Origin of the sequence: Trichocoleus sp. DQ-U1 (assembly GCF_039961925.1) — a bacterium.
GTDB lineage: Bacteria > Cyanobacteriota > Cyanobacteriia > Cyanobacteriales > FACHB-T130 > FACHB-T130.
Map to the genome: position 1 here is coordinate 71,923 of NZ_JAMPKB010000022.1, position 12,526 is coordinate 84,448.

The 12,526-nt window shown below is 47.6% G+C and carries 7 protein-coding genes; 1 reads left to right on the forward strand and 6 read right to left on the reverse strand.

Going from position 1 to position 12,526, the window contains the following annotated elements; all coding sequences use genetic code 11:
• Positions 1-41: 41 nt before the first annotated feature.
• Together NDI34_RS11800 and NDI34_RS11805 are read right to left on the reverse strand one after the other, a co-directional pair.
• Positions 42-2,249: a putative baseplate assembly protein gene (locus NDI34_RS11800; RefSeq protein ID WP_348232739.1), complete on the reverse strand. Its 2,208-nt coding sequence runs from the start codon at positions 2,247-2,249 to the stop codon at positions 42-44.
• Positions 2,250-2,375: 126 nt separating this feature from the next.
• Complete coding sequence (locus NDI34_RS11805) at positions 2,376-2,789, reverse strand: GPW/gp25 family protein (RefSeq protein ID WP_190412625.1); 414 nt, start codon at positions 2,787-2,789, stop codon at positions 2,376-2,378.
• Between the two features lie 629 nt (positions 2,790-3,418).
• Here NDI34_RS11805 and NDI34_RS11810 point away from each other — a divergent pair.
• Positions 3,419-5,095 carry a WD40 repeat domain-containing protein gene (locus NDI34_RS11810; protein ID WP_348232740.1) on the forward strand — a complete coding sequence of 559 codons (1,677 nt, stop codon included), beginning with the start codon at positions 3,419-3,421 and terminating at the stop codon, positions 5,093-5,095.
• 140 nt (positions 5,096-5,235) lie between these two features.
• Here the strand turns inward: NDI34_RS11810 and NDI34_RS11815 are convergent, their stop codons facing one another.
• The 4 genes from NDI34_RS11815 to NDI34_RS11830 all read right to left on the reverse strand — a co-directional run.
• The gene (locus tag NDI34_RS11815; RefSeq protein ID WP_190412623.1) at positions 5,236-5,526 is read right to left on the reverse strand and encodes a PAAR domain-containing protein; all 291 of its coding nucleotides are present in this window, start codon (positions 5,524-5,526) and stop codon (positions 5,236-5,238) included.
• A 113-nt stretch (positions 5,527-5,639) separates the two neighbouring features.
• Positions 5,640-7,733 carry a VgrG-related protein gene (locus tag NDI34_RS11820; RefSeq protein WP_190436965.1) on the reverse strand — a complete coding sequence of 698 codons (2,094 nt, stop codon included), beginning with the start codon at positions 7,731-7,733 and terminating at the stop codon, positions 5,640-5,642.
• Positions 7,734-8,187: 454 nt separating this feature from the next.
• Positions 8,188-8,718 carry a hypothetical protein gene (locus NDI34_RS11825; protein WP_190436962.1) on the reverse strand — a complete coding sequence of 177 codons (531 nt, stop codon included), beginning with the start codon at positions 8,716-8,718 and terminating at the stop codon, positions 8,188-8,190.
• A 28-nt stretch (positions 8,719-8,746) separates the two neighbouring features.
• On the reverse strand, positions 8,747-12,526 hold a 3,780-nt coding region (locus NDI34_RS11830; RefSeq protein ID WP_348232741.1), incomplete at its 5' end, for a hypothetical protein.

Here is a 12,526-nt window from a genome sequence, read left to right on the forward strand (position 1 = left end):
CTTCGCACCGCTTCGTTAACAGTCCTGCACCCCTCAGTCCTTTATTGAATCAAGTTGACAACATGACCAGAGCGCAGGCGACTGTTCAGCCAGGAACAGACTAGCCCTAAAGGACCGGGATCGATGACGGGGTTTTGAGGCAGTGTCCGTATCCAGGTTTGTTCCTGCTGACGCAACTCAAACAGCTGCACCACACCTAAATAGCGAACGCCTGGAATTTGCTGGAATAAGGTGACAATGTCTGAAGGATAAACGGGGCGTCCAAAAGGCCAGCCTTTCCCATCCATTCCGCCAGTAAGTGGGTTGAGGAAGCGGTACAACGCTACCCGTAATTTCAGCAGAATTTCTTCTTGGGCGCGGGGGTTATTGTACTCTGGCTCCAGTGCCACTTCAGTCTGAACGGACACTCCGACATATTCGGGTGCTTGCAGACGCACTTGCACTCCCAACAGTCGTCGCTCGTTCAGGTAAGCGTGGATTTGCTCGCTCAGTTGAGGGCTGAGGGAAAATAGGTCTGGGTGAATGCCTTCGCCTCGCGCGATCGCATCGGTATTCGCCTGGGGCACCAGCATCAGTCGCACGGTTCCGGCTTCGCTACTATCGGTAGGGGTCAGACAACGGGCACGAGCAACGCCACCGCCTGCTGCCTGTAGTGCCAGTACCTCAAAATCTTCGGGGGTAACAGCGCGATCGCGGGTGCGGAGCATTGCTGGCACTCGGACGACGGCATCTTCCAAAGATTCGGCGTCGGCACCGTTGCGGGCGGGGGTATGGTTAATGACTCTGGCAACGTAGGGAACGGCTGACTTGGGGATGGTAATGGTTCCCCGTTGAACATTGCCTTTTCGACCTCCTCCCGTGCGGTAAGCGACCATGCGAATCGCGGAGCCTTTGGGCGGCACTGCACCATATTGACGCTCTAGCGATCGCACTTCTTCGGGACGGGTGCTAGCATTCAACAGGCGATCGCTCACAAGGTGCTGCATCTGCGTTCTCGCGCGCAACTGAGTCTGCTGCTGGAGTTGGGCGGGTTCTCGAATCAGGGGGCCAAACTGAACCATCCCAGTCCGCGAGTCAATCGTGTAGTGAAGATCCTGAGGGCCAGAATCAGCAAAGTCATTGACTTCTGTCCATATTTGAGGCAATGCTCCAGGCGGACTTACCAAAATGTATTCATCTTCCCGCCGTGTCAAGACAGGAACGCCTTGCAATTGGAAAGTTTGACCGGGCGTACCCTCGCTTTCTCCCAAAAGTTCATTTCTAATCTGTTCGCATTGAGAAGCAAGGACGGTGCCACCAATCGCTCTTGCCGACAAACTCACAATCCGCGGGGAACTACTGTAACCTGGTTGCGTAGGGTCGATGTGACTATAAACGCAGCGTAGCCAGCGACCCTGGTAGGTGAGGAAGTGGCTCACCGGCCAACGTTGGGGCAGATGTAGCACGACATCCCCACTCTGGAGGGGATTGCTCCCAGTCCGGGCGAATTCGCTGAAACTAAATCCTTTAGTGCCATCATCGGCTTCCTGCAACAAAACCGGCTGCCAGTACGCGCCATTCCAAGCTTCCCAGCGGCGAGGAGGCGCGTCGGGATTAATCCCAGTAGATGTCGCAACTTCTCCTTTAAACTTGACTGCCAGAACATTCCCTTCGCATTCGTCCTCCGGGTCGAATACCAGATAAAAGCAATTTCCCGACTGGGGTTGCTCATCAAAAAAGGCTAATTCTCTGCCCATCCACTCACCGTCAGGGCGCAGAGTCCAAAGGTTCGTGAAGCGATCGCGTAACATTTGGGGAGTATCTTCAACCGTCTGAGCGGTTAGAAAATGTCGGATACTGGGCTTGCCAATCACCAGCGGCTGGTTGGTACTGAAGACAATCGCTTGCTCAGTTTCTGTCCTGACGGTCGCAATTTCTACCCCAGATGGAATCGTATATGGTTCGGGCAAAGCAGCACTCAGATAAAAAGTCAGGTCTGTCTGAGCGGGAACCGGAGCTTGCAGGCGAACCCCTAGTAACTCTAAAAAAGCAACATAGTTGCGACGGGGAACTTGGTTAAACCGCAGCAACATTTGATCGGTCAGCCACGCAAATAGCTCAATCAGCGTGATGCCAGGATCGCTAGGGTTATAATTCGTCCACTCCGGACAATAGCGAGGAATCCGTAGAATGCACTCATCTACTAAATCTTTGAATGTCCGATCATCTAAATCAGACTTCGGTAACTTGGGTAAAAAATCAAAGTCCATTATTAATAAATAATCGGTAACTAGGAATTGGTAATTAGTAATTGGGCAAAAGTTATAGAAATGCGATAAATGAGTAGGGATTTTGAATTAAAGAATTCTCTTGTTACTCAGAACCCTCATGAACCATCACTCCTCTTTGCCGTTCAGATAGAAAGGATAGACCAAGCTCCGAGCATCATAAGTGCCCTTAGGATGGTATTCCACAATAATATCCACTCGACCTCGGATGGGATCGGGGTCAGTCCGCACCAAATCGATGACAATGCGCGGCTCCCACATTTCTAGAGCTTCTTGAACGTGCAAGCGCAACAGGAGAAGGGTTTGAGTATTCATGGGGGCAAAGACCATCTCCGATAAGCGCGACCCAAAATTGGGTCGATACACCCTTTCTCCGATTTCAGTCCGCAGGATAATCCGAATAGATTCTTCGATATTCCGTTCTGCCGAACTGAGTTGAAGCCCTCCCTGTACGTTCACCCGTAGTGGGAAAGACCATCCCGTACCCAAGTGGCTGCGCTGCTTATCCGATCCTTCTGGCATAAAAGTGACTCTGTGCCTAGTATCGCAGCTACTTTACTAAAGCTGAAAGTCCCCGACTATTCGCCAAAAGTCGAGTTATCCCAAGCTGGCTGTAGCCCTAGGTTTTAGGGGCGGTGCCCTTCCGCCTCAAAGCGGGTTGTAGCCGAAGGCAACAGTCGCCAAGCGCAGCCAGTCACCAGCACATACAACATTGCTTAAATAACCTGAATCAGTTTGACACTGCGGGAGCTACCCCGTGTTTAGTGGCTGACTAATCGTTGACTCTCTACCCAGTATCCTGTTTTTGATGGAAATGGAGGTTTTACAAAACCGGGATGCTCCTTGTATGCGAGGCATACTCCAAGAATTAGTAATGTAAAAAGTCGCGCTTGGACAGTACCCCAGCGCAAGTGGTTGGAGCGAATTGGTCAGCAGTTGAAGACAGAGGTTATTGTGGAGCGGGATGCTTTCGCTTGCGGAGCGTTTAAGGTTTAGGACGAGAAACTTTAGCGCCTGAACAAGACTTTTGAAGGGTGCTTAGAAGAGATTCTGCTGAAAAGTAACATTATTCTTTACGAAAGTGCAAGCTCAAATCTGTGGTTTTCTTACAGATATGATTTAGACACCAAATTTAAGATTCTTTTATTGTTATGACAGAACAAATAAGGGAAAAATTCATCTATAACGGAGGAATTTACTATTTAGCTGGCTTAGAACCTTCGTTAAAATATCCAGTTGATGGGATTAATTCTACAGCCGAAGAATCGGTAGATTTTGATGGGATAGAAGATAAAATATTTGATTTTTTAAATGAGGAATCAGTTCCTTCAAACGTAATAAAAGAAGGAGTCTTAATTAGACCACACGACTATGGGATGAAAGAGATTCTATTTTCTACAGCTTGCCGGAGAGGATTTCATTCAACCTATGAAATTATTAATGAAGAATTGTTTTTGAAGGAAATGACTGTCGGTAGTGTTACTGGTGGTCATAAACCTATAGAAGGAGTTATGCCAACCTACGATAACCGTAGTGGTTTTTGTTATCGGAATCTTAAAATTTTTACCCGTTTTACTGGGACAATCACCTTAGGTAAAGACTTCATTGATGGAATCTTCTTAAAACCTCTTTTGGGGATGACATTTTATCAAGGCAAATTAGTTGCGATTCAAGACCTTTCATTAGACATTTCCATTAGTCTTGCTGTTATCTTTGGCGGGTTAGAAGCTGTTAAGAGACGCTTGGCTAGTGCAGTGTCAGCGCAAAGAATTCTTGCATTAAGCGGTGCCCTCTATTATGGCGAGTCAGGCTTAGATTTGGTGATTCCTGCTTTGCTGGATGAATCGGCACAGGTAATGTGGGCTGCGTACTCGCTACTGCGGACAAGGACAGAAACGAAAGTCAAAATTGCCTTGCAAGAATTCAATCCTTATCAATTTTTTGAATGTCTTTGTACCTTTGAGGGGCATTCTGACTATGTTAGTTCGGTAGCGATCGCGCCGGATGGTGAAACCATTGTTAGTGGCAGTGGCGATATGAATATCAAAGTGTGGGATATTCTGACGGGCAAGTCTAGGGGCACCTTCGAGGGGCATTTAGCCTCGGTTGATTCCGTAGCAATCGCGCCAGATGGTAAGACTTTTGTCAGTGCTAGTAGGGACAACAACTTCTGTGGTAGAGGGGGCTTAAAGAGTATCAACGTATGGGATATTCTGACGGGCAAGTGTCAGCGCAGCCTACAAATACTAGGAATATTCCCAGATGGTAAAACTTTGATTCATGGTCGTCAGTACAAAACCATCAAAGGGTTAGATATAGAGACGAGGGAGTGCCTCCGCATGGTAAATAAGTTTTTATGGGATGTTTATTTCGTAGCAATAGCCCCGAACGATCAAACGATTGTTAGTAGCAATGACGACAACATCCTCAAAGTGTGGGATATCGAAGCAGGTAAGTGGAAGGGTTCGCTACAGGGGCATTCACGCCGAGTTTATTCCGTAGCAATAGCCCTGGATGGAAGGACGATTGTGAGTGGCAGTAAGGACAATACTATTAAAGTGTGGGATCTCGTGACGTGCGAGTGTAAGGGCACGCTAGAGGGACATTCAGACTATGTTCTTTGCGTAGCAATAGCGACGGCTGGTAAAACTATTGTCAGTGGCAGTAAGGACAACACCATCAAAGTGTGGGATCTTGAGACGTGCGAGTGCAGAGGTACGCTAGAGGGGCATTCAAACGCAGTGAGTTCCGTAGCAATAACCCCAGATGGAAGGACGATTGTTAGTGGCAGTTACGACAACACCATCAAAGTGTGGGGAATTCGATAAGGAAGTTTAAAGTATTCCCTGTTGAGGATGATTTGGGCAATTCAGGGATGCGTTCGTCGGGATTTGCCGACACACCTTAAAGAATAAGCGATCGCTAATCCAAACTAGAAATAACGAATTCTACCTCTTATAGTTGCTCATTAAGGAGCAACTAATACAGTGACTCCTGTGGCAATCACAGGTAAAGAAATGGGAACTGGAGGCACAGTAGGAGTTGCTCCCACTGCCATTGTGCCCATATGCGCCACTGGACGCCCGCAAGCCAGAACGGTGACAGAACAAGGCATCGCGAGAGCGCCAGCAATTGACGGACCCGTGACAGCATCTCCCAGACAAGCGATAGGTCGCCCCATAACTAAAACGGTTGGTGCCCCCGGTCCGATAATGGGACTACCACTAGCGACATCGCCCAATACGGCTACTGGTAACATAAAACCTTCCTTAATCGTTAATCGAGAATGGCTAATTGTGTACCACGTTTCTATGGTTAAGCATTAGCCATTGGTCGCGATCGCAATTGCTTCTTTCCCGCTCCCCTCAATTGTTAACAATTCAGCCGAATCAGCGGTGCGGTCATACTGGCTGTGGCAGCTGCCATAATTGCCACCGCAGCACCTGCTTGCAGGTTCAACGCTGCGCCAGACTGTACGCTTACAGCAGCAGCCGACTGCGCCGACAAAGCACCGCCAGATTGCAGCGACAATGCCGCACCAGCTTTCATAGTGGCAGCACCCCCAGACTTCAAGTCTAAAACTCCGCCTGCTTGAGCGCTTAACTTGGCCGCGGTTTGAAGTTCTATGCCAGCAGGTGCGAGTTTTATACTACTAGGGCCTGATTGCAGCAGAATTTCCATTGGTGCTGAAATACTCACTTTTTGCACTGCCTGCATCGTGATGGTATTGGTCATGTCATTCATCAGCAACTTCTGACCACCAGTTGTTGTGATATCCAGCTTCTTATTGAGATCGTCGATGAGGATCTTATGACCGCCTTTGGTTTTAATTTCGATCTTCTTATTTTGATCGTCTAGGCGCACATAATGACCGTCAGTCGTTTTAATTTCCACAAACTTTTCGCTGTCATTCATGTGACATTTATGAGCGCCTATCGTCTCAATGTAGACACCAGCCTTGCTAGTATCTTTATCCTCTTCCACAAACTGTAATTTATGCCCGGTACGGGTTTTAAATGTCCGCAGGCGGACTTTGCCTTCACCTGAAATTGTATTATCCACATCTTCCGGCGGTGCATCTGTACCGTTCCAGACACCGCCAATGACGTAGGGGCGATGAATATCGCCGTGTTCAAAGGCAACCAATACCTCGTCATTGACCTCCGGCAGACAGTCAAACCCGCGATTTACACCAGCTCCGGCTCCCACCACTCTTGCCCAGTTACTTTCGTGTTCCTCTGTTAAAGTGGGAAACTTTACTCTCACTCGACCCCATTTTTTGGGATCTTTGTTATTCGTGACAATTCCTACTAATAATGTTTGTCCTGCTTGGAGATGGGTTCGGGGAGACAGGGTTGCCAGAAGATCGTCTCCCCGCAATCCCCGCACGCTAAATTCGGTAGTGTAGAACCGTTCCTGATAAACGTGACGGGTTGTCGTGACGTAATACTTGCCGCTGTATTTGCCCATACTTGCCAAGTCCACGACCCGTCCCGGTCGAATTCGCGGATCGCCTTCAGCTTTGGCATCAGCGTAGACAAATTCCCCCGATAACTCGTTATACAAAGCTTGCGCGATCGCGTCTGATTCTTTCTGAGAAGAGACTGGCTGATCGACAACAATCATCTTGGGGGTACTGCTAAAGCTAGTGCTAGTTGCTTTGCCCTTGCCTTGTTTGGTATCGGTAATGACTTGTGTTGTTTGACTGCTTTTAGTAGATGCAATCACCTGTTTACTTTTATAATCCCAAGCTCTTACCTCAACAGAATCTACCTGTTCGGCACTTGTTACCCGAACTTGGAAACTATGTATTTCTTGTAACCACTTGAGAGCCAAAGAAGCACCCGCTACCGGCTTGCGGAAGTGCAGTTTCCCATCTTGCACAAACAACTCAAAACCGTTCCGGGCTGCCCGTTCTCGCAAGAATTCCATGTTGGTTTGATTTTCTTGGAAAATATAGCCAACGGGATCGCCAAAGCCATAAGGCCCGCCACTTTCGTCAATGGTGCCCGCTGTAATCCCCAATTCACCGATAATTTGCCGAACAATATCGGTGTCGGTCATGTTTTGGAAAGAGCGGTTGTAGCGTCCCCGATGTAGGCGATGAGAAACGTCATACCCGCGAATCACGACCGGAGCTTGAGAACCACTGGTAAAGTGGGTTTCAATTGCTGTAATCTCGCCATTCAGAATGTTGCCCTGCTGTGTATCGTCAAAATCAGCATCTTCTGTAGTGCTGGATTTAAAGCCAATCTGGACGGGTTTACCAATTGTTAATAAGTTTTCGTAGCGCCAAAGTTCATCTCCTTCGCGCCCCGGAAAGTAGTCGTTCCGGATAACTAGGGTAAACATGGCTGGAAGATGGAGGCTTTCTTCTACGGAGATTTGAAGAATATCTTCCATCAAACTCGCAGGAGCATCATCTCCATCAATTTTTATTTGAGGATAGGATATATACTTTGGCATTTGTAGGCAACACGTAAATGATTTTAGCTTCTAAATTTTAGATTTTGGATAAAATCCTGACTGGCATTTTTTTTCAAATTTTTTATTCTTTGGTATTTGAACTATAGGGGTCTTTTGCCTTGTTGCCTGACAAATCTCGAATTTTTAGGCTAGATTTTGTAATCTCAAATTAGAACTGTGAGTTTAGTTGGGTAAAAAAACTCTCTGTCAAAACTAAGATTTTTTAAAATTATCAGGCGTTTTGTTAGTCAAGCAAGGTAATCTACACGCGGATAATTTCTCAATCACCGAGAGGATATTTAAACCCATGCAGACGTTCATCCAAATTCAAAATTTAGAACGCAAGTTTCAGCTAGTTTAGAAGAAACTCTACGCCCCCGCCCATTCTCCAAAGGTCGAACTACAATTTTTTTCTAACCTTCTGGTTCAGCGCAATCCAACAAATGATGACCGTTCATGTAGCTTTTCGAGTCTTGCTGCCTCGACTTTCCCCGACGCGATTCACACTAGAAGGAGCTTCTGGAGAGCCTGGGGGGATAAGTACATCTACTTCGTGGAGGGTCAGGCTAGCTGAAGCACGCACGGGAGTCCCATCAGGTAGAAACATGGTCAGTTCGTAACTGAGTGATTGCACAAAGCAACGGAGGTATTCTTGGGCACCCCAAGTAAAGACATAGACGGGCGGGACATCTTGACCATCGGGAAACTCAACAGCTTTTTTTAGTTTGTTGATGTACCAGAGGACGCTGGTGCCTTCTTCATAGGTATCAAACAAAATTTCTGAGATAGTGAGTTTGTAAGGATCTATACTTTGGAAGCTGACTTTCGGCAGTCCTTTAGCAGTACGTGCGCCTTGAGGAGAATTGATTTGAACACTCCGGCTGAAGGAAAGCTTGGTGGGGTTGAACATGAACTCGATGGTGTCCACACCCTGTGCTGGAACCTTTGGAATAAGTTTTGCTTTGACCAAACGAGTGGTTGACATATTATTCTCCTTAATAATGGCAGTGACTTTACCAGGGCAGGCGTCCAGAATAGTTATTTCCTCGACGCTCTCGCTCTATTTCCAACCGTTGCCGGATAAAACTATAGACTTCACGAGCTAGAAGCTCTAAGTTGTCGGTGGCTTCTTCACTAGAGGAATCATCAACGGTAGATACGCTTTGATCGATTGCTCCTACTTGGCTATCAGCGTCCCCCATTAACTGTATAAGAGCTTCCATTCCAGAGGCTGATGTGCGACGCGAGGGCATGGAATATGTCTGAATAACATTGCCCAAACTATTGTTTTGTGGGGAATTTATCAGGGGCTGGGAAACATTTGATTGGGAGCTGTTAGAGTCGGATGGTTTGGAAATTATCGGCTTTTGCGGTGCCTCCCACGTCCTCTGTTCTGAGAGAGGTTGTACAACGATTGATTCGCTTGCTTTAGGCGTGTTCTCCCCTATTAATTCAGAAATACTTGACCAAGATGTTGGTATCTCTCTGGTGTTCGTAGAACTGTTTGAGGAAGGTAGAGTTTCAGGGGAAGAGGAAAAGGAAGAAGGTGCCATTTGCACTTGTTCTACACTGCTTGAAAATGCTGTAGCTTCTTGGTTATTCTGCCCTGAATCTTCTGGCATTCTCTGGATAGGAATAGGCGGCTCCGAAGCAGACGAGAAGTTTAAGGAGAGCGGTGCAAGAAAGGATTCCTCAACCTTATTGCTGCCCATGTCTGGAAATGGGGAAGCGAGAAGACTGGATTGTTGAGCTAGAGGGCTGAGAATGGATAGATTAGTCAGCACTTGAGGCAATTGAGGCAGTTCTTCGCTCTCGTCAAGAGACTCTGTTTCCACCAAAGGTTGTATAACGGTGGGTTCTGTAATTTGTGTGCTTTGAGGCACCTCTACAGGGGGATTGGCAAAGGATGTAGAAGCGATCGCTGCTGGTGCCAAGCCAGCCAAATTTTCACGTGCTGGTTCGGTTTCTAATTTCGGTTGAATGAGTGTAGCGTCTGGCGTTGTTGTACTTTCAGGTACTTGTATGGAATCGGTAAAAGCGATCGCGTCTGGTGCCAATCCAGCCAAATTTTCACTTACCGATTCAGGTTCTAATTTCGGTTGAATGAGTGTAGCGTCTGGCGTTGTTGTACTTTCAGGTACTTGTCTGGAGTCGGTGGAAGCGATGCCTTGTTTTGTATCAACCGGAAAATCTTCACTTGCTGGTACGGTTTCTAATTTCGGTTGAAGGACTGTAGCGTCTGGCGTTGTTGTACTTCCAGGGACTTGTCTGGAGTCGGTAGAAGCGATCGCTTCTGGTGCCAAGCCAGCCAAATTTTCACGTGCTGGTACGGTTTCTAATTTCGGTTGAATGACTGTAGCTTCTGGCGTTGTTGTACTTTCAGGGACTTGTATGGAATCGGTGAAAGCGATCGCTTCTGGTGCCAATCCAGCCAAATTTTCACTGACTGGTTCGGGTTCTAATTTCGGTTGAAGGACTGTAGCGTCTGGCGTTGTTGTACTTTCAGGTACTTGTCTGGAGTCGGTGGAAGCGATCGCTTTTGGTGCTAACCGAGTCAAATCTTCACTTGCCGATACGGTTTCTAATTTCGGTTGAATGACTGTAGCGCCTATAATCGGCGTACTTTCGGGCATCTGTAGAGGAGAGTCGGTTGATTCAGTAGGTGAAAGCGCCAAGTTGAACGCTTCAGGCTCTTTTACCGATGATTCTATTGGGAGTGGTAATTCAGCGATGGGTGCCAGGAATTCCGGCAACACTTCTGCCTTTGTTTGTGGAGATAATTCCCCCATCGGTTGTATTAGCGTGGATTCTGTAGGCGTCGTTTCTTCGCGTACAGGTTTTGGAGCGATCGCAGAGGTGGAAATCGGGGGAGATGAGCTTACCTGTGATGGAAATTCAGCCTTTAACTGCACCGTAGGCTCAAATGGTTCCAGGACTTCTGGCACTGGTGTTGTTGAGTTAGACGGCTGTGAATTTAAGCTGGCTTGTACAAGGGTGGATATGTCAGGTGTAGTTTCAGGTAGTGCAGTAGCTGGTGTGGAAATCGAGGGTGTGGGGGCGAAGTTGTCAGTCACTTCTGAAGAGAAATTTTCCTCCATCCTTTGTAGCAGTGGGGGTTTACCTGGTTCTGTTGCTGTTGAAAGCGCTGGTGCCTTTTGAACTAGGGATTCTACCTTTGTTACAGGCGCTATGCTGTCCGAGCGGTCAACTGTTATATTCTCAGAAGCGATCGCTGGTATTTCAACTGATTCTGCCTCTGTCACCCCAGAAAATGACATTGGTGACTCAAGCGATTCCGTAACATTCGATAACGTAGTTTCTGTGTGGTTTGCTGCTTTTGTTTCCGACAGAGGTTGTACAACAACTCGATCTGTAGTGACTTCTGGCACAGCCTTGGAAGTAGTCAAATTAGAGACTGCGGCTAAGTTTTCGTTTACTGCTGAAGTAAGTTCTAACTCTGTCTCTGGTGGCACCGATGCCGCTTGCGGTGCAGTGAACGGAGGCATTTGTACCTTTTGAACTTGCAGTTCAGCTTGTAACAGCGGTTGTTCTACGGTTGGTGCGATGGCGGCTGTATCTGGCTGCACAGATGAAGGCATAGTGGGTGAGGACGAATCAGCCAGAGGGTTTTTCACCTGAGTCATCTGTTCTGGCGCTGGTGCTGTAATAGATGACGTTAATTCCTCAACCGCTGGTGCCCTTTGAACTTGTGGTTCTGTATGCGAAAGGGTTTGTCCCAAAGTTGGTTGGCTATCAATGGGATCTCGCTGGCTAGCAATGGTGTCTCGGGGTGCTGATGCTACATTTGGTGCTATTTGTTCGTTAATTGCTGGTGCTTTTTGAACTTGTGGTTCTGTATCCAAAAAGGCTTGTCCTAACCTTGCTTCGGTTGCGGCTGTCTTAGTTGGCACCGATGAAGGTGTGGTTGAAGAGGGTAAACTGATCTCGTTGCTTCTTTCAGTTCCTAGTGCTGCATCTGGTTCCGTGGCAACCTCAATCGCCACTGTCCTTTGAATTATGCTGGCTGAGGGTGAACTAGCGATCGCATTGCTTCTCTCAGTTGCTGGTGCTTCAATGGGTGCCGTGATAGCGTCAATTGTTGGTGCCCTTTGAATTGTCCTGGGTGAGGGCGAACTAGCAATTTCATTGCTTATCTCAGAAGTTTGTGCTGCGATAAGTGTTGTTGGTTCGTTAATTTCTGCTGTCCGTTGAATTGAGCTGGGTGAGGGCGAACTAGCAATTTCATTGCTTATTTCAGTTCCGGCTGCTTCAAGGGGTGCCGTGATAGTCTCAATCGCTTCTGTCCGTTGAATTGGGCTGGATGAGGGCGAATTAGCGATCTCATTGCTTATTTCAGTTGTTGGTGTTACACCCGGTGTGGAAGCCTCAATTGCTGCTGCCCTTTGAATTATGCTGGCTGAGGGCGAATTAGCGCTCTCATTACTTATTTCAGTTGCTGGTGTTGAATCTGACGCCGTGGAAGCCTCAAGCGCTGCTGTCCGTTGAATTGTTCTGGCTGAGGGCGAACTAGCGATGGCATTGCTTATTTCAGTACCTGTTGCTTCAAGGGGTATTGTGCTGGCTGAGGGCGAATTAGCGATGGCATTGCTTCTCTCAGTTGTTGGTGTTACATCCGGTGTGGAAGCCTCAATTTCTGCTGTCCGTTGAATTGGGCTGGATGAGGGCGAATTAGCGATCTCATTGCTTATTTCAGTTGTTGGTGTTACACCCGGTGTGGAAGCCTCAATTGCTGCTGCCCTTTGAATTATGCTGGCTGAGGGCGAATTAGCGCT

Bases quoted from the DNA above. Each gene is read 5' to 3' on its own strand.
- NDI34_RS11800 (WP_348232739.1), bottom strand. From the start codon at position 2,249: ATGGACTTTGATTTTTTACCCAAGTTACCGAAGTCTGATTTAGATGAT.
- NDI34_RS11805 (WP_190412625.1), bottom strand. From the start codon at position 2,789: ATGCCAGAAGGATCGGATAAGCAGCGCAGCCACTTGGGTACGGGATGG.
- NDI34_RS11820 (WP_190436965.1), bottom strand. From the start codon at position 7,733: ATGCCAAAGTATATATCCTATCCTCAAATAAAAATTGATGGAGATGAT.
- NDI34_RS11810 (WP_348232740.1), top strand. From the start codon at position 3,419: ATGACAGAACAAATAAGGGAAAAATTCATCTATAACGGAGGAATTTAC.
- NDI34_RS11815 (WP_190412623.1), bottom strand. From the start codon at position 5,526: ATGTTACCAGTAGCCGTATTGGGCGATGTCGCTAGTGGTAGTCCCATT.
- NDI34_RS11825 (WP_190436962.1), bottom strand. From the start codon at position 8,718: ATGTCAACCACTCGTTTGGTCAAAGCAAAACTTATTCCAAAGGTTCCA.